The sequence below is a fragment of the Ruegeria sp. R8_1 genome (assembly GCF_017743815.1).
Classification (GTDB): Bacteria; Pseudomonadota; Alphaproteobacteria; order Rhodobacterales; family Rhodobacteraceae; genus Ruegeria; species Ruegeria lacuscaerulensis_A.
Map to the genome: position 1 here is coordinate 15,848 of NZ_JAGHRL010000013.1, position 17,630 is coordinate 33,477.

The 17,630-nt window shown below is 58.5% G+C and carries 20 protein-coding genes; all 20 read right to left on the reverse strand.

Annotated features, from left to right (window positions below; all coding sequences use genetic code 11):
• Nucleotides 1-5: 5 nt before the first annotated feature.
• The 20 genes from J7380_RS19955 to J7380_RS20045 all read right to left on the reverse strand — a co-directional run bounded on the left by J7380_RS19955 (nucleotide 6) and on the right by J7380_RS20045 (nucleotide 17,623).
• On the reverse strand, nucleotides 6-755 hold the full coding sequence (locus J7380_RS19955; protein ID WP_209198528.1) for a biotin--[acetyl-CoA-carboxylase] ligase: 750 nt from the start codon (nucleotides 753-755) through the stop codon (nucleotides 6-8).
• 54 nt (nucleotides 756-809) lie between these two features.
• Entirely contained in the window at nucleotides 810-2,252 is a 1,443-nt protein-coding gene (nuoN, locus tag J7380_RS19960) for an NADH-quinone oxidoreductase subunit NuoN (RefSeq protein WP_209198530.1), read from the reverse strand.
• A 13-nt stretch (nucleotides 2,253-2,265) separates the two neighbouring features.
• Nucleotides 2,266-3,810, reverse strand: a complete 1,545-nt coding sequence (locus tag J7380_RS19965; RefSeq protein WP_209198532.1) for an NADH-quinone oxidoreductase subunit M — start codon at nucleotides 3,808-3,810, stop codon at nucleotides 2,266-2,268.
• Nucleotides 3,810-5,951: an NADH-quinone oxidoreductase subunit L gene (nuoL, locus tag J7380_RS19970; RefSeq protein WP_209198540.1), complete on the reverse strand. Its 2,142-nt coding sequence runs from the start codon at nucleotides 5,949-5,951 to the stop codon at nucleotides 3,810-3,812. Before nuoL ends, J7380_RS19965 begins: the two co-directional genes overlap by 1 nt.
• Nucleotides 5,952-5,958: 7 nt before the next feature.
• Entirely contained in the window at nucleotides 5,959-6,264 is a 306-nt protein-coding gene (gene nuoK, locus J7380_RS19975) for an NADH-quinone oxidoreductase subunit NuoK (protein ID WP_005984024.1), read from the reverse strand.
• Between the two features lie 471 nt (nucleotides 6,265-6,735).
• Nucleotides 6,736-7,338 (reverse strand): NADH-quinone oxidoreductase subunit J, encoded by a 603-nt coding sequence (locus tag J7380_RS19980; protein ID WP_170752153.1) that lies wholly within the window; start codon nucleotides 7,336-7,338, stop codon nucleotides 6,736-6,738.
• Nucleotides 7,335-7,745, reverse strand: coding sequence for a carboxymuconolactone decarboxylase family protein (locus J7380_RS19985; RefSeq protein WP_209198542.1), 411 nt, complete (start codon nucleotides 7,743-7,745; stop codon nucleotides 7,335-7,337). The genes J7380_RS19980 and J7380_RS19985 overlap by 4 nt, the downstream gene beginning before the upstream one ends.
• A complete protein-coding gene (gene nuoI / locus J7380_RS19990; protein WP_039524264.1) occupies nucleotides 7,742-8,236 on the reverse strand; it encodes an NADH-quinone oxidoreductase subunit NuoI in 495 nt (164 codons plus the stop codon). The genes J7380_RS19985 and nuoI overlap by 4 nt, the downstream gene beginning before the upstream one ends.
• A gap of 1 nt (nucleotide 8,237) precedes the next feature.
• Complete coding sequence (gene nuoH / locus J7380_RS19995) at nucleotides 8,238-9,275, reverse strand: NADH-quinone oxidoreductase subunit NuoH (protein ID WP_170769277.1); 1,038 nt, start codon at nucleotides 9,273-9,275, stop codon at nucleotides 8,238-8,240.
• Nucleotides 9,276-9,479: 204 nt separating this feature from the next.
• Entirely contained in the window at nucleotides 9,480-11,501 is a 2,022-nt protein-coding gene (nuoG, locus tag J7380_RS20000; RefSeq protein ID WP_209198544.1) for an NADH-quinone oxidoreductase subunit NuoG, read from the reverse strand.
• Between the two features lie 5 nt (nucleotides 11,502-11,506).
• Nucleotides 11,507-11,911, reverse strand: coding sequence for a DUF5333 domain-containing protein (locus J7380_RS20005; RefSeq protein WP_209198546.1), 405 nt, complete (start codon nucleotides 11,909-11,911; stop codon nucleotides 11,507-11,509).
• A gap of 98 nt (nucleotides 11,912-12,009) precedes the next feature.
• A complete protein-coding gene (locus J7380_RS20010) occupies nucleotides 12,010-12,381 on the reverse strand; it encodes a hypothetical protein (RefSeq protein WP_247742672.1) in 372 nt (123 codons plus the stop codon).
• A 14-nt stretch (nucleotides 12,382-12,395) separates the two neighbouring features.
• A complete protein-coding gene (locus tag J7380_RS20015; RefSeq protein ID WP_209198548.1) occupies nucleotides 12,396-12,812 on the reverse strand; it encodes an MAPEG family protein in 417 nt (138 codons plus the stop codon).
• A 6-nt stretch (nucleotides 12,813-12,818) separates the two neighbouring features.
• Nucleotides 12,819-14,117 (reverse strand): NADH-quinone oxidoreductase subunit NuoF, encoded by a 1,299-nt coding sequence (gene nuoF, locus J7380_RS20020; protein ID WP_170352617.1) that lies wholly within the window; start codon nucleotides 14,115-14,117, stop codon nucleotides 12,819-12,821.
• A 12-nt stretch (nucleotides 14,118-14,129) separates the two neighbouring features.
• The gene (locus tag J7380_RS20025) at nucleotides 14,130-14,351 is read right to left on the reverse strand and encodes a DUF5337 domain-containing protein (protein WP_209198550.1); all 222 of its coding nucleotides are present in this window, start codon (nucleotides 14,349-14,351) and stop codon (nucleotides 14,130-14,132) included.
• Nucleotides 14,352-14,382: 31 nt separating this feature from the next.
• The gene (nuoE, locus tag J7380_RS20030; protein ID WP_209198552.1) at nucleotides 14,383-15,495 is read right to left on the reverse strand and encodes an NADH-quinone oxidoreductase subunit NuoE; all 1,113 of its coding nucleotides are present in this window, start codon (nucleotides 15,493-15,495) and stop codon (nucleotides 14,383-14,385) included.
• The gene (locus J7380_RS20035; protein ID WP_209198554.1) at nucleotides 15,495-16,718 is read right to left on the reverse strand and encodes an NADH-quinone oxidoreductase subunit D; all 1,224 of its coding nucleotides are present in this window, start codon (nucleotides 16,716-16,718) and stop codon (nucleotides 15,495-15,497) included. Before J7380_RS20035 ends, nuoE begins: the two co-directional genes overlap by 1 nt.
• Nucleotides 16,718-16,840, reverse strand: coding sequence for a hypothetical protein (locus J7380_RS20560; protein ID WP_257599041.1), 123 nt, complete (start codon nucleotides 16,838-16,840; stop codon nucleotides 16,718-16,720). Before J7380_RS20560 ends, J7380_RS20035 begins: the two co-directional genes overlap by 1 nt.
• 1 nt (nucleotide 16,841) lies before the next feature.
• Nucleotides 16,842-17,018: a hypothetical protein gene (locus J7380_RS20040; protein ID WP_170352613.1), complete on the reverse strand. Its 177-nt coding sequence runs from the start codon at nucleotides 17,016-17,018 to the stop codon at nucleotides 16,842-16,844.
• Nucleotides 17,019-17,023: 5 nt separating this feature from the next.
• Entirely contained in the window at nucleotides 17,024-17,623 is a 600-nt protein-coding gene (locus J7380_RS20045; RefSeq protein ID WP_170352612.1) for an NADH-quinone oxidoreductase subunit C, read from the reverse strand.
• Nucleotides 17,624-17,630: the final 7 nt, after the last annotated feature.

Sequence of the window (17,630 nt, forward strand, 5' to 3'; positions counted from 1 at the left end):
TCCTCTCAGAAATACACGTCGGCGGCTGGGATCGCGACCCGGCCCTTGGCGGTGTTTAGGACAAGGTTGCCGCTGGCATCCACGGTTTCAAAAGTGCCCATCGTTTCGGATGTCGCTGTTTTGGCTGTGATCACGTCGCCCAAACGCGCGGCCCGATCCAACCAGGCCGTACGGATCGGCTCGAACCCATAGGTCACGAACTGCGTCTCATAGCGAGCAAACGCGGCGGCCAACTCTGTCAGGAAATCCTCGGGCATGACGTCTGCGCCGGTCTCGGATAAAAGCGAAACGGGTCGGACCGCCCCCTCCTCCAGCGCGTCGGTTGGTGGGGACTGAGACAGATTAACCCCGATCCCAATCGCCAAGTGAGACAGGTCGCGCCCTTGGCCCGTACCCTCCAGCAATATCCCCGCAAGTTTTCCGCCATTCAGCAGCACATCATTTGGCCATTTCAAAGACAACCCGTCGGACCGCCCCGAGACAGCAACACAGGCATCAAACAGAGCGAGGGCTGCAACAAAGCTCCGCAACGCTGCTTGTTCGGGATTACCACTTGGTCGCATCAATAAAGTGGCAGCCAGGTTTCCAACGGGATTGGCCCATGCACGTCCCCGACGTCCACGCGCCGCAGTTTGGTTATAGGCCATGATCCACACTGGCCCCGTCGCCGTTGGTGCGATACGCGCAGCTTCGTTCAACGTACTGTCAACCGTTTGCAACACATGCAATCCGTAACCTTGCGGCCAATCCGTCATGGCAAAAAGGCCCGGTCTAACGACCGAGCCCCTCTGATTTGTGTGATTTTAGGATTAATTGACAAGCGTGGCCGCCGCAGCAGCTGCCGCGCCTTCAACACCAAACTGATAGAAAATTCCCACCAGCATCAAAGCGGCTGACCCCATCAGGGCAACCCACAGAACAGGCGTCGAACGCGTTTCAATCGGGTCTTCGTTTTCTTCGCCGAAATACATGTAGAACACGATCCGTAGGTAATAGAACGCACCGATGACCGAGGCGATGGCCGACACGATCACCAGACCGGTCAGGCCCGCGCTGACACCGGCCTGCCAAACGCCAAACTTGGCGAAGAAGCCAAGCATCGGCGGGACACCCGCAAGGCTGAACATCAGGATGAGAACCGCCAGCGCCTTACCCGGATCACGTTTGGAATACTGCCGCAGCGCGTCAATATCTGTGACGGGTTTGCCGTCCCGCTCCATCATCAGGATGAAGGCGAAGGTGCCGATATTCATGGTCACATAGATCGCCAGATACATTAGCATCGCCTTGACGCCCATTTCCGTACCCGCCGCCAGACCGATCAGCGCATAGCCCATATGGGCAATCGACGAAAACGCCATCAGTCGCTTGATGTCACGCTGCCCGATCGCAGCCACCGCACCCAACAGCATCGACAGGACCGAGAGCAGAACGATCACCTGCTGCCAGTCCTTGATCACGCCGCCGAACGCGTCATGCAGCAGTCGTGCAAACAGTGCCATTGCGGCCACTTTGGGCGCAGTGGCAAAGAAGGCGGTGATCGGCGTGGGTGAGCCTTCGTACACATCCGGTGTCCACATGTGGAACGGCACGGCGGATACTTTGAACGCCAGACCCGAGATCAGGAAGATCAGACCAAACAGCAGGCCAACCGAGACGTCTCCGTGGTGAACCGTCTGGATGATGCCCGAGAACAGCGTGGTGCCGGTGAAGCCGTAAACCAGCGATGCACCATACAGCAGCAGGCCCGAGCTGAGCGCGCCCAGAACGAAATACTTCAGACCAGCCTCGGTGGATTTTGCACTGTCGCGGCGCAGAGCGGCCACGACGTACAGCGCCAGCGATTGCAACTCCAACCCCATGTAAAGGGACATGAGATCACCAGCGCTGACCATCATCATCATACCCACGGCGGCCAGAGCGACCAGCAAGGGATATTCGAACCGCAACAGCCCGCGGCGCGACATGTAATCCTGGCTCATCAACAGAACGGCTGCCGCAGATAGCAGGATCGCAACCTTGGCAAAGCGTGAGAAACCGTCGTCAACGAACATGCCGTTGAAGGCCACGTTCACACCGTCGCCATTGGTGGCGATCCAGATCGCCAGCAGCGCCATCAGGCCCGAGGTCACCCAGATCAGAACCGGGGCAAGCCCGTCCTTTGTGGTGTAGACAGCCCCGATCAGCGCCGCCATCGCATATACGGCCAGAACGATCTCTGGCAGGATTATTGTCAGATCAGCTTGGATCATCTCCGAAGCTCCCTTAATGCGAAGCGGCTGTCTGGATCACGGCCTCAGCCGCGGCCAGAGCCGTGTCATAGTTCGAAATCAGCGCGGCAGTCGAATTGCCGATCACATCGGTCACCAGCGATGGGTAGACGCCCAGCAGGATCGTCATGATGATCAGCGGTGCAAAGATCAGCCGCTCGCGCGAGCTCATGTCAGTCATGGCCTTGAGGCTTTCCTTGATCAGATCGCCAAAGACCACGCGACGGTACAGCCACAGCGCATAGCCCGCCGAGAAGATCACCCCGGTCGCAGCAACCGCTGTCACCCATGTGTTGACCTGGAAGGCTCCCATCAAGGTCAGGAATTCTCCGATAAACCCGGACGTGCCCGGCAGGCCGACATTCGCCATGGTGAACAGCATGAAGACCAGCGCATAAGCGGGCATCCGGATCACCAAGCCGCCATAAGCGTCAATGTCGCGGGTGTGCATCCGGTCATAGATCACGCCGACGCACAGGAACAACGCCGCCGAGATGAACCCGTGGCTGATCATCTGGAAGATCGCGCCGTCAATCCCCTGCTGGTTCGCTGCAAAAATCCCCATGGTCACAAAACCCATATGCGCGACCGAGGAATAGGCGATCAGCTTTTTCATATCCTCTTGCACCAGCGCGACCAGCGAGGTGTAGACAACCGCAATCGCCGACATCCACAGCACCAGATCGGTCATCACCGCCGAGCCCACAGGGAACATCGGCAAGCTGAACCGCAGGAAGCCGTAGCCCCCCATCTTCAGCAGGATCGCCGCCAGCACGACCGACCCCGCCGTCGGGGCCTGCACGTGTGCATCCGGCAGCCACGTATGCACCGGCCACATTGGCATTTTCACCGCGAAGGATGCAAAGAACGCCAGGAACATCAGCGTCTGCATTCCGCCGACAATGTAGACACCCATCACGCTGAAGCTTTCAGACGAGAACTGATGGCTCATCAGCGCCTCGATATCCGTGGTGCCCGCATCCGCATACATCGCCACCATCGCCACCAGCATTAGAACCGAGCCGAGGAATGTATAGAGGAAGAACTTGAAGCTGGCATAGATGCGGTTCGCCCCGCCCCAGATGCCGATGATCAGGAACATCGGGATCAGACCAGCCTCGAAGAACAGGTAGAACAGCACCAGATCCAGAGCCATGAACACGCCCAGCATCAGCGTTTCCAGCAGCAGGAAGGCGATCATGTATTCCTTGACCCGGTCAGTAATCTGCCAACTGGCCAGAATCGTCAGCGGCATGATGAAGGTGGTCAGCAGCACGAACAGCACGCTGATCCCGTCCACGCCCATCTTGTATTTCAGGCCCAGCAGCCACTCACCCTCTTCCACCATCTGAAAGCCGGTGTTCGAGGGATCAAAGCCCGTATAGATGCCAATCGAGACAAGGAACGTCACCGTGGTCGCCACCAGCGCGACCCATTTCGCGTTGCGCTGCGCGGCTGCGTCATCCCCGTGCAGGAACAGGGCCAGAATGGCCGCCGCCACAGCGGGGATGAAAGTAACGATCGAGAGGATATTATCCATTAGTGTGCGCCTCCGCCGATCGACATCCAGGTGACAAGGGCTGCAATCCCCAAGACCATCCAGAAGGCATAAGTAAAGATATAGCCCGTCTGCGCCTTGCCTGCGAGGCGGGTGAAGAAGGGTACAACGCCCATGGCAACCCCGTTCAGGAATCCGTCAATGGTGTTGCCATCGCCGCGTTTCCACAGGAACCGGCCAAGCGCCACGGTGGGTTTGACGAAGATCACATTGTAGATTTCGTCAAAGTACCACTTGTTCAGCAGGAACAGGTACAGCGGCCGCTGGTTCGCTGCCAGACGTCCCGGCAGCGATGGGTTCACGATGTAGAACCAATAGGCCATCGCAAAGCCCAGCAGCATCGCAACAAAGGGTGAAACCTTGACCCACTTAGGCGCCGCATGCGCGTCGTCCAGCACATGATTGTCCGGCGCCATGTATAGCGCGCCCTCGCCCGGCTCACCTGCGAAAACATAGTGATGATCGCCATGAGCATCCTTTTCACCATGACTGTCATCCGCGTGGTCATCGCCGTGGCTTTCATCTGCGTGGCTATCATCGCCATGCGCGTCGGCTTTGCCGTGATCACCGGCCTCGGCATGTTCCGACGCCTCAGCCACCGGGATGCCATAGAACTTGCCGACCTTGTCCGCGTGGCCGAAGAAATTGCCGTACCAAATCATGCCCGCAAAGACCGCGCCCAGCGAGAGAACGCCCAGCGGCACCAGCATGACCATCGGGCTTTCATGCGCATGGTCGTGCGTATGTTTGTCGCCGCGCGGCGTGCCGTAGAAGGTCAGGAAGATCAGACGCCAGCTGTAGAAGGACGTAAACGCCGCCGCCACGACCAGCAGCCAGAAGCCATAGGAAGACCCACCTGCATAGGCGCTCTCGATGATCGCATCTTTCGACAGGAAGCCCGCGAAACCGAAATGCGTCAGCGGAATGCCAACGCCGGTGATGGCCAGCGTGCCGATCATCATCGCCCAGAACGTATAAGGGATCTTTTTGCGCAGCCCGCCATACTCAGTCATCTCCTGTTCGTGGTGCATGGCGTGGATGACCGAGCCTGCCCCAAGGAACAGCAGCGCCTTGAAGAACGCGTGTGTGAACAGGTGGAACATCGCCGCCGAATACATGCCGACACCTGCGGCCACGAACATGTAACCCAGCTGCGAACAGGTCGAATAGGCGATGACGCGCTTGATGTCAGTCTGAACCAGACCCACGGTCGCGGCAAAGAACGCGGTCGTTGCGCCCAGCACGGTGATGAACCCGGTCGCACCCGGCGCGAACTCCATCAGCGGAGACATGCGGCAGACCAAGAACACACCGGCCGTCACCATGGTCGCGGCGTGGATCAGGGCCGACACAGGCGTCGGGCCTTCCATCGCGTCGGGCAACCATGTGTGCAGGATCAGCTGCGCCGATTTCCCCATCGCACCGATGAACAGCAGAACACAGATAACCTCAACTGCGGTCCACTCACCCCACAGGAAGTGCAACTTCTCTTCGGCCAAAGCCGGGGCCGAGGCGAAGATGTCCGAGAAGTTGATGCTGTCGGTCAGCAGGAACAGCGCGAAAATCCCCAGCGCAAAGCCAAAGTCGCCCACGCGGTTCACGATGAACGCTTTCATCGCCGCCGCATTGGCGCTCGGCTTGCGATAATAAAACCCGATCAGCAGGTAGGATGCGACGCCCACGCCTTCCCAGCCAAAGAACATCTGCACCAGATTGTCTGCCGTCACCAGCATCAACATCGCAAAGGTGAAGAAGGACAGATAGGCGAAGAAACGCGGCTTATAACTTTCGCCCTCGCGCCATTGCGGGTCGTGATCCATGTAGCCGAAGGAATAGAGGTGCACGAGCGCTGAGACGGTCGTCACCACGATCAGCATGATCGCCGTCAAACGGTCCAGACGGATGGCCCAGCTTGTCGACAGTGATCCGCTTTCGATCCAGCGCATGATCTCGATCTGTTGCGTCACCCCGTCGAAGGCAAAGAACACGATCCACGACAGCAGACAGGCCAGAAACAGCAGGCCCGTGGCCGTCCACATGGCAGCTTTCTCACCAATGAACCGCCAGCCAAAGCCGCAGATCAATGCGCCCACCAGCGGAGCAAAGAGGATGGTGGTTTCCATAGTTCTCTTAGCCCTTCATCATATTGACGTCTTCAACCGCGATGGTGCCGCGGTTGCGGAAGAAGCAGACCAGAATGGCCAGCCCGATCGCCGCCTCGGCCGCCGCAACGGTCAGCACGAACAGCGTAAACACCTGCCCGACCAGATCGCCGAGGAAGCTGGAAAACGCCACGAGGTTGATATTCACCGCCAGCAGCATCAACTCGATGCTCATCAGCAGGATGATGACGTTCTTGCGGTTCAGGAAGAGACCGAAGATGCCGATGACGAACAGCGTCGCCGCGACCGTAAGATAGTGTTCAAGTCCGATCATTTTACAGTTCGCTCCATGCGGGCATATCGTCTCTTTGGTAGGCAGGCACTTTGTCACCGACCAAATCAGGGTAGAAGGCAGCGCAACCACAAGCCTCTCTATCACTCGTGACTGATCGAGTAGCCATGTCGCGTTTAATCGCAAGCTCTTTTAACTCTGTCAGCGTGACATCCTCAGTGGACGTCACCTGCGCAAGGTATTCAGAGCGCTCATCAACCGCTACTTCTAGTTCTCGCCCAGTTTTGCAGTCAGTCGCGACCCATCCAGCGTAATATGGTATCGGCGATCTGCCACCTTTGCTTTGACCGACAACTCCGTTCCCTAAATCTATTGGGCGTTCCGATGACAGATGTATGTCGAAGAATTCGCAGGCTTTCGCCCGAGCATTTTTGCTTACGCGCTCGTCCAAGTCCTGCAGTTCTTGGCAACTCGCTAGTGACAACAGTGAAACTCCGAGGGTCATAGCTAGTCTCACAAACCCTGCCCCGGCTTCACGTCCTTCAACTCCATCGCCTTGGCCGGGTCGCGCATCATCTGGCCGATGATGTCCTGACGCTTGATGTCCTGACGGTGGCGCAGGGTCAGCACGATGGCACCGATCATGGCCACCAGCAGGATCAGGCCCGCCAGTTGGAACAGAAGGAAGTATTGATCATAAAGGATGACACCCAGCGCCTCAGTGTTGTGACGGTCGGTCGGAACCGGTTGGGCCAGATTGGCCTCAACGCCCTGCGCGCTGTCCCATGCACCGAACGCCATGACGAACTGCATCAGGATGACCAGACCGATCAGCAATGCCAGCGGCATATAACGCGCCATCTCGGCCTTGAGCTCGGCAAAGTCCACGTCCAGCATCATCACTACGAAAAGGAACAGCACCGCGACCGCGCCCACATAGACGATGATCAGCAGCATGGCTACGAACTCAGCCCCCAGCAGCACAAACAGCCCCGCCGAGGACAGGAAGGACAGGATCAGCCACAGCACCGAGTGCACCGGCTGGCGGCTGATCACCGTGAACAGCCCGCCGGTGATGGCGCTGATGGCAAACAGATAAAAGGCAAAGACGGTCATTGATCCTCATCCTTGTTGTCGCCCATGACCTCTTGCGCCAGATCCAGCGCACGGGTCATGGCCGGGATGCCAGCAAACACCGACATCTGACCGATCGTTTCGACGATCTCTTGTTTCTTGGCACCGGCCTCCAACGCATGGCGCACGGTCTGACGTACCGCTGAATCCGCCTGCGCGCCCTGCATGGTCAGCCCGGCAAGCGTCAGCAACAGGCGGGTTTTGGCGTCCAGCCCGTCCTTGTTGACGGTGTTGCCAAACATCATTTCCATGACCTCTTTGGGCATGGTCGGCCACAGGTTCTCGAACCCCTTGGGCGAGAAATTCTCCATCGCCGGGTTCATCGCCTTGGCCATGTCCTGCGCCTGCTTCATCATCAGCTCAAACGGATTTGTCGGCGTGTCATTCATCGGTACGGCGCGTCCATTTCCAGATTGCGGGCGATCTCGGCTTCCCAGCGTTCGCCGTTGTCGAGCAGTTTTTCCTTGTCGTAGAACAGCTCTTCGCGGGTTTCCGTGGCGAATTCGAAATTCGGACCTTCAACGATAGCATCGACCGGGCAGGCCTCTTGGCAGAAGCCGCAATAGATGCACTTGGTCATGTCGATGTCATAGCGCGTGGTGCGGCGGCTGCCGTCTTCGCGCGGTTCGGCGTCGATGGTGATGGCCTGGGCCGGGCAGATCGCCTCGCACAGTTTACAGGCGATGCAGCGTTCCTCGCCGTTTGGATAACGGCGCAGAGCGTGTTCGCCACGAAAACGAGGGGACAGCGGTCCCTTTTCATGCGGGTAATTCACTGTGGCCTTGGGGGCAAAGAAGTACTTCAGACCCAGTTTCATCCCGACCCAGAAGTCCTGCAGCAGAAAGTATTTGGCGGCGCGGGTATAGTCGATTTGGGTCATATCAGCCTCCTACGCTCCAACGGGCGAACGCGCCCCAGAACCAGTCGAATTTCGCCGCAAAGGCCACGAAAACCACCCATACCAGCGAGAATGGCAGGAACACCTTCCACCCCAGTCGCATCAGCTGGTCATAGCGGTAGCGGGGCGTGATCGCCTTGACCATCGCGAAGAGGAAGAAGAAGAACGCCATCTTGGCGACCATCCACAAAACGCCATCCGGCAGGCCGGGGATTGGCGACAGCCAACCACCAAAGAACAGCAGCGAGATCAGCGCGCACATCAGGAAGATGGCGATGTATTCACCCGCCATGAACAGCAGGAAGGGCGTGGCCGAGTATTCGACCTGATAGCCTGCCACCAGTTCCGATTCCGCCTCGGGCAGGTCGAACGGGGGCCGGTTGGTTTCGGCCAGCGCCGAAATGAAGAACAGGAACACCATCGGGAAATGCGGCAGCCAGTACCAGCTGAAGAAGCCAAACCGACCGTCCTGCGCCTCGACGATGTGTCCAAAATTCATCGACCCGGTCGAGATGATCACGCCGATGATAATCAGGCCCAGCGAAACCTCGTAAGAAATCATCTGCGCCGCAGACCGCAGCGATCCAAGGAACGGGTACTTTGAGTTCGACGCCCAACCGCCCATAATCACGCCATAAACTTCCAACGACGATACGGCAAAGACATAAAGGATCGCCACGTTCAGGTCCGACAACACCCAGCCATCGTTGAACGGGATCACTGCCCAGGCGATCATCGCCAGCACGAAGGATGTAAGCGGCGCCAGCATGAATACCGTACGGTCGGCACCTGCCGGAATGACGACCTCTTTCACCACGTATTTCAGCGCATCCGCCACCGATTGCAGCAAGCCATAGACACCCACCACGTTGGGGCCCCGGCGCATCTGGACCGCTGCCCAGATCTTGCGGTCGCCATAGACGAGGAACAACAGAGAGATCATCACAAAGGCAACGACTGCAAGCACTTGCGCCAGAATGATGATGGCTATTCCGCCTGGGGTGTTAAAGAATTCAGCCATTGGTCCTCACACCGTGGGTATTCCGTTTTACGCGCGCGATACGAAGGCCAGATGCCTGCGCATTTAGCGGCTGGGTCGGCGCGTTGGTGTAAACAGCATCTGTCGCCATTGCGCCACCCTTAATCTTGAGTTTCACACACAAATCAGGCGCGGCGTACTGCCACCCGGCAGTCGCCTTACCTTGCGATATGAAACAGTTCTGGTTCATTCCGCTGCAATCTTCTCGGATTTAAGAGCCAGCGCCTGCGCCGAGAGCTCGGCCATTAACTGCGACGCCCGGGCAATTGGGTTGGTCAGATAGAAATCCTTGACGGCATAGCGGAAGGTTGCCTTGCCTAGCGGACCTGCGTCCAACACTTGCACCTCGTTCTCGATCACCTCATCAACGCGGGCCAGATGTGGAACCGCCTCGATCAGAGTGGTGCGCAACTGCGCCAGCGAGTCGAAAGGCAATGTGGCACCCAGCTCGGCCGAAAGCGCACGCAGGATCGCCCAGTTTTCCTTGGCCTCACCGGGCGCAAAGCCCGCACGCATGGCCAGTTGCGGGCGGCCTTCGGTGTTGACGAACAGGCCGTTTTCCTCGGTGTAGGCCGCGCCAGGCAGGATCACGTCGGCACGGTGTGCACCCCGATCTCCGTGGCTGCCCTGATAGATGACAAAGGCACCCTCGCCGATCTCGACCTCATCCGCGCCGAGGTTGTAGATCACGTCTGCAGCGCTGACTGCGTCCATGCCGCTGTCGTTCGTCGCGTCCACATCCATTGCGCCGACACGCGAAGCTGCGGTGTGCAGCACGATCAGGCCGCTTTCGGTGTTGGCGGCAATGGCTTGCGCTGCGGCCAGAACGGCGGCCCCGTCAGCCTCTTGCAACGCACCCTGACCAACGATCACCAGTGACGGCTTGCCCTTGATCTCATCATCACCGCCCATATCCACGGCAGCCTGCAGGGCGGCGCGGTCGTCACCCATGTGGTGGTAGGGATATGTCAGTTCGGCGGCGGGCCCGACCAGGGCCACCTCGGCCCCATGCGCCCACGCTTTGCGAATACGCGCGTTCAGAACCGGCGCTTCGTCGCGCGGGTTGGTGCCGATCAGCAAAATGCGTTCCGCCGAGTCGATATCTTCGATCGCGGCGGTGCCGGCATAAGCCCCACGATTGCCCGCAGGCAACTTGGCACCGTCGGTACGGCATTCGACAACACCGCCCTGCCCCTCGATCATCTGTTTCAGGGCAAACGCAGCCTCAACCGGGGCCAGATCTCCCACGATACCGGCGGGTTTCTCAGCTCCTTTCAGCGCTTCGGCGGCTTTGGTCAAAGCCTCTGGCCAGGTCGCCGGGCGCAATTTTCCATTCTCGCGCACGTAAGGCTTGTCAAGACGCTGGCGACGCAGCCCATCCCAGACAAACCGCGTCTTGTCGCTGATCCATTCCTCGTTCACGCCATCATGGTTGCGCGGCAGGAACCGCATCACTTCGCGTCCCTTGGTGTCCACGCGAATGTTCGAGCCCAGAGCATCCATGACATCGACGCTTTCGGTCTTGGTCAATTCCCACGGACGGGCGGTAAAGGCGTAAGGCTTCGAGGTCAGCGCCCCAACCGGGCACAAATCGATGATGTTCCCCTGCAGATTCGATTGCAGAGTCTCGTTCAGATACGAGGTGATCTCGGCATCTTCACCGCGCCCCGTCTGGCCCATCTGGGTGATCCCAGCAACCTCGGTAGTAAAGCGCACACAGCGCGTGCAGCTGATGCAGCGCGTCATCGCAGTGCCGACCAATGGCCCCAAATCCAGATCATCAACCGCGCGTTTGGCTTCCTTGAAGCGCGAGCCCGAAACACCGTAGGCCATCGCCTGATCCTGCAGATCACATTCGCCACCCTGATCGCAGATGGGGCAATCCAGCGGGTGATTGATCAGCAGGAACTCCATCACCCCTTCGCGGGCCTTCTTGACCATGGGCGAGTTCGTCTTGACCACCGGCGCCTGACCTTCCGGCCCCGGACGCAGGTCGCGCACCTGCATCGCGCAGGACGCCGCCGGTTTCGGCGGTCCCCCGACGACTTCGACCAGACACATCCGGCAGTTTCCGGCAATAGAAAGACGCTCGTGGTAGCAGAAACGCGGGACCTCGACCCCGGCCTCTTCACAAGCTTGGATCAGGGTCATCGAGCCATCAACTTCGATTTCCTGCCCATCGATATTCACTTTGCGGAGGTCAGACATGGCTTTCAGTTCGCCCTCAAATACACGCCAATGGCGCTGTTTCTATCGATTTCCTTTTTGCCCAACGAGCAAAAGGAAGTGGGGTTGTCGTAAGATACGCCATTGGCGGCCAGATACGCTTCGCCTTTGGCGCGCATACGGTCCTTTTCGGCGTCCGAGTCCACATAGGCCCGGATTTCCGTGTCCGAATACCCCAGTTTGTTCGCTTTGGACCTAAGGTCCCACATCACACCAATCGCTTTCAGACGGCGCCCGCTGATCGATGGGCAGAGTTCCGAAATCTCGTTTGCGATCGCGATGTAATAGAGTTCGTCGTCAATCTCTTTGACTTCGCGCAAAGGCGGTTTCGCCTCAGCCAGGGCAGGCATGCCCAATACTGCGAAAACCATCAGAGCTTTTAGTCCTTGCATGACACATCCTTTCGTCTTGGTTCCACCAAGACGACCTGCGGACTGGACGTTATGCAATAACGCCCGCCGCAACCCAGCATGATATGTCAGCATCTGCATCATGGACGGCGACACCGCCCTGCAAAGGTCAATTTGTCGTCTACCACGCGCAACTTTTCAGGCTCGGTGTCCGGACCAACAGCCCAGTCGATGCGAGAGGACCCAAAACTGGTGATACAGAACTTTATTCCTTCGAAGCGTCCTGCCTCACGGGCCCCGTCCAAGGAAGCAGAGACGCCGTTGACCACCACTGTGAATTCTGTAGGTGACCTTTTCTTGTCGACCGGCTTCACCTTGGTGCGGAAATACTGGCCATCAAACCTAACCTGATCCGAAGATGGGGTTATCAGTCCACAGGCCGAGACCGCAAATAACGCCCCAAGGGCGGCCGACCGGACTACGCCTGCCCCAAGGGTCTTGTTCCGATGCATCCGCCTTGCCACCATCAGAACGCCGCCACCAGTGCAATGATGCCCATTACGACCATACAAGCCCAGCCAATCACGTAGAGAACGGACCTTAAGCCACTGTTTGGACGACCAAATCCACGAATATGGACAAACAGCATTACCAGCCGTGCAACCAAGGCAAGCGAAGCCAACAGGTTTACCCAGAATGGATTGGCACCCATCAGAATAGCGGCAAACGTTACGGCCACATAGGCAGGCAGTGTTTCGGTCCCATTCAGATAGGCACGGTTCAGACGATACGCCTTATCCGAGTAGTCCTGTTCAGGCGTTGCACCGGGCGCAAGTCCTTTGCCCTGCTTTGCCAGGGCTGTGAACGGAGCCATAAACAGCACGACCAGGGTGAAAATCACCACCGATGCAACAGCATGACCGTATTCTGCAAAGGTCTCCATCAAAAGTTACTCCGCCGCCATCGCGCCGGTGCGACCGGATTTCTGCGCCTTTATGCGATCCTCGATCTCTTCGCGGAAGTTGCGGATAAGGCCCTGGATCGGCCAAGCGGCGGCGTCGCCCAAGGCGCAGATAGTGTGACCTTCGACCTGCTTGGTCACATCGAACAGCATGTCGATCTCTTCCAGCTCGGCCTCGCCGCGCACCAGACGGTCCATGACGCGCATCATCCAGCCAGTACCTTCGCGGCACGGCGTACACTGGCCACAGCTTTCGTGCTTATAGAATTTCGACAGACGCCAGATTGCCTTGATGATATCGGTGGATTTGTCCATCACGATCACCGCCGCCGTTCCCAGTCCCGAACCAAGATCGTTGCGTAGGTAATCAAAATCCATGATTGCGTCGCGCATATTCTCGCCGCGCACACATGGTACTGACGAGCCGCCCGGAATCACCGCCAGCAAATTGTCCCAGCCACCGCGAATACCGCCGCAATGGGTCTCGATCAGCTCTTCGAACGAGATCGACATCGCCTCTTCGACGACGCAGGGGTTGTTCACATGGCCCGAGATCGCAAACAGCTTGGTGCCCGCGTTGTTCTGACGGCCAAAGCCCGCAAACCAATCCGCGCCTCGGCGCAGGATCGTCGGCACAACGGCAATCGATTCCACATTGTTCACGGTCGTCGGGCAGCCATAGAGGCCAGCGCCCGCCGGGAACGGAGGCTTCATCCGGGGCATGCCCTTCTTGCCCTCAAGGCTCTCGATCAGGGCGGTTTCCTCGCCGCAGATATAGGCTCCGGCACCGTGATGCAGGAACAGGTCGAAATCCCAGCCCGAGCCTGCCGCGTTCTTGCCCAACAGGCCCGCATCATATGCTTCGTCAATCGCTGCCTGCAGGGCCTCACGCTCGCGAATGTATTCGCCGCGCAGGTAGATGTAGCAAGTATGCGCATTCATCGCGAAAGAGGCGATCAGGCAACCTTCGATCAGCGTGTGCGGATCATGGCGCATGATTTCGCGGTCTTTGCAGGTTCCGGGCTCGGATTCATCCGCATTCACAACCAGATAGGCCGGACGACCGTCGCTTTCCTTGGGCATGAACGACCATTTCAGACCGGTCGGAAAGCCCGCTCCGCCGCGACCGCGCAGGCCCGAGTCCTTCATCGTCTGGATGATCCAATCGCGGCCCTTTTCGATCAGGCCAGCCGTGCCGTCCCAATGCCCGCGCGCCTGTGCGCCCCGCAATGTGCGCTCATGCATCCCGTAGATGTTGGTAAAGATCCGGTCCTGATCCTTCAGCATCGCGTGTTACCTTCAGCTGTCCTGACGCATACGCCAGAGTTGAAATATGTTGACGCCCGCATAGATGAAACCCGCCAGTGCGGCGAAATCAAACAGCAGCGCATACCGAGCGGTCAAACCCAGCGCGGGACCGATGAACAGGTTCATGGAAAGCCAAATCACCATCGTCACCGCAATGACAATGCCGATATGTCGACCCTTTCGGGCTATGGCCAGTTCCTTGTCCTTATCCATCTTACCCTGATGCCCACATGGGCACCGTCATCTAGTCTTCGTATGTGCCATCTTCCTTGGCACGTTTAGCAAATTCTGTCTCTTGGCCCGAGGCCAGACTTTTCGCCTGCTCGATCCAGCCGTCGCGTTCGATCCGGCCTTTGAACTTCAGCCGCGCATCGACCCAGGCCACATGTTCGGGTGTCCAGCCTGCGATCTGGTCGTAGTGATAGAAGCCCAGCCCGTTCAGCGTTTCTTCCAACTTCGGTCCGACCCCTTTGAGCAGCTTGAGGTCATCTGCCTTACCACCGCGCGGCTCGGTCAATGTCTCGGGTTGTGCCTCGCCAACCGTCTCCGCCTTGGCTTTCGCCTCTTCGACCTGCTTCACGGCAGGTTTCGGTGTCTCGGGTTCTTTCGGGGGCTTCGGAGCAGTCTGTGTTGCCGCCGCCTTACCATCCTTACCTAACCAAGGGGTCAGGATGGGAACCTCGGTTCCGTCGATGCGTTTGACAGTGTCCCCCAGATCAGAAGCCAGTTCGACACTGGCATTGTGTTCAGGCTTGCCCGCCTCATACTCGGTCAAGCTGCTTAAACCGCTCAACGGTTCCGCCGCATAACGCCCGTTCTGCGGGCCCGGTGTCGGCACTTTGCCCGCCGCCAGATCGTCGATGATCTTGCCAAAGCTCTCGGCAGTCAGGTCTTCGTAATAGTCCTTGCCGATCTGCGCCATCGGCGCGTTGGTGCAAGAGCCGAGGCATTCGACCTCTTCCCAACTCAGCTTACCATCTGCGGACAAAACGTGCGGCTTGGCGGCGATCTTTTCCTTGCAAACCGCGATCAGGTCCTCGGCCCCGCAGATCATGCAGGAGGTCGTGCCGCAGACCTGAATATGCGCTACCGATCCAACGGGTTGCAGCTGGAACATGAAGTAGAACGAGGCGACCTCAAGAACGCGGATATAGGCCATATCCAGCATGTCAGCGACGGATTCAATCGCCGGGCGGGACAGCCACCCCTCCTGCTCTTGCGCGCGCCACAGCAGCGGAATCACCGCGCTGGCCTGACGGCCCTCAGGGTATTTGGTGATCTGTGCTTCGGCCCATTGCTGGTTGGCAGCCGTGAAGGCGAAAGCATCGGGTTGTTCGGGGTGAAGACGGCGGAGCATTAGCGGTCAATCTCTCCAAATACGACATCCATGGTACCGATGATGGCGGCGACGTCGGCCAGTTGGTGCCCTCCGGCGACGTGGTCCATGGCTTGCAGGTGCAGGAAGCCCGGCGCGCGCAGTTTGGCGCGGTAGGGTTTGTTGGTGCCGTCGGCGACCAGATAGACGCCGAACTCACCCTTGGGCGCTTCGACGGCGGCGTAAACCTCGCCCGCAGGGACGTGGAAGCCTTCGGTGTACAGTTTGAAGTGATGGATCAGGCTTTCCATCGAGGTCTTCATGTCCGAGCGTTTCGGCGGGGTGATCTTGCCGCGCGCCAGAACGTCACCCGGGCATTCGCGGATTTTGGCGATGGCTTGGCGGATAATCAGCAGTGACTGACGCATCTCTTCCATCCGCACCAGATAGCGGTCATAGCAGTCGCCGTTCTTACCGACAGGGATCTGGAATTCGAACTCGTCATAGCATTCATAGGGCTGCGCGCGGCGCAAATCCCATGCCAGCCCCGAGCCGCGCACCATCACGCCCGAGAAGCCATATTTCTGAATGTCGTCCTCAGTCACAACGCCAATATCCGCGTTGCGCTGTTTGAAGATGCGGTTTTCGGTCAGCAGACCGTCAATGTCGTCGAGCACAGCGGGGAAATCGTGGCTCCACGCCTCGATATCGTCCAGCAGTTCCGGCGGCAGGTCCTGATGCACACCTCCGGGGCGGAAATAGGCTGCGTGCAGGCGGGCGCCACAGGCACGCTCATAGAACACCATCAGCTTTTCGCGTTCCTCAAAGCCCCAGAGCGGCGGCGTCAGCGCGCCAACGTCCATCGCCTGCGTGGTCACGTTCAGCAGGTGGTTCAGGATGCGCCCGATCTCGGAATACAGAACCCGGATCAGCGAACCCCTGCGCGGCACTTCCACACCAGTCAGCTTTTCGATGGCCAGACACCAGGCATGTTCCTGATTCATCGGCGCCACGTAATCCAGACGGTCGAAATACGGCAGGTTCTGCAGATACGTCCGGCTTTCCATCAGCTTTTCAGTGCCACGGTGCAGCAGACCGATATGCGGGTCGCAGCGTTCGACAATCTCGCCGTCCAGCTCAAGAACAAGACGCAAAACCCCGTGCGCCGCAGGGTGTTGCGGGCCGAAGTTAATGTTAAAATTGCGGATCTTCTGTTCTCCGCTCAGCGCGTCTGTGCTGCCGTCATCGTATCTTGAGCCGTCCATCAACGCCCTCGTTTCTTCTTTGCTTCGGCCCGAACCCGGACCTTTTCGGCCTCAGCCGCCTTGGCTGCGGCCCCTGCAAGCAAGACGCCCAAAGCGCCCAAAATGATCAGTTCGCCCATCATGTCAGCGTCGCTCCATCTCTTGCAGCTTCATGGCCATCATCCACAACAGGACAATCACAGCCGGAGAGATGATGCAGGCAAACGCCCAGTTCTTGTTGATCCCGAAATGCGGCAGCAGCTTGATCATCGGTACGACCGTTGCGACCACCAGAATTATCCAGATCAGGAACTCAAACATGACGGTTACTCCTGTTTTTCATCCCCCGGCAGAATGTAATTCGCACCTTCCCATGGGGACATGAAATCGAACTGCCGGTATTCCTGCACCAGACTTACCGGTTCGTACACGACGCGCTTTTCGGCCTCGTCATAGCGAACCTCGGTATAGCCCGTTGTCGGGAAATCCTTGCGCAGCGGATAGCCGCGGAAACCGTAGTCTGTCAGGATGCGCCGCAAATCGGGGTGACCCGAGAACAGGATGCCGAACATGTCGAACACCTCACGCTCGAACCAGTTGGCCGAGGGGTGAACACCGACAATCGAAGGCACCATGTCTTCCTCGCGGATCGACACCCGCAGGCGGATCCGCTGATTCTGGTACATGGACAGGAAGTGATAAACCACATCGAACCGCTTGGCGCGTTCCGGGTAATCGACGCCGGTGATATCGACCAGAGACGAGAACTTGCAGTTCGGGTCGGATTTCAGGAATTCGACGAATTCCACAAGGTTCGACGGGGCCACATCCACGTTCAGTTCGCCATGAGTCACGTCCCAGGACAGAACGCAGTCAGTGCGCTTGAGTTCCAGCTGTGCGCCGAGTTCTTTGAGTGCTTCGCTCATTCGCCCT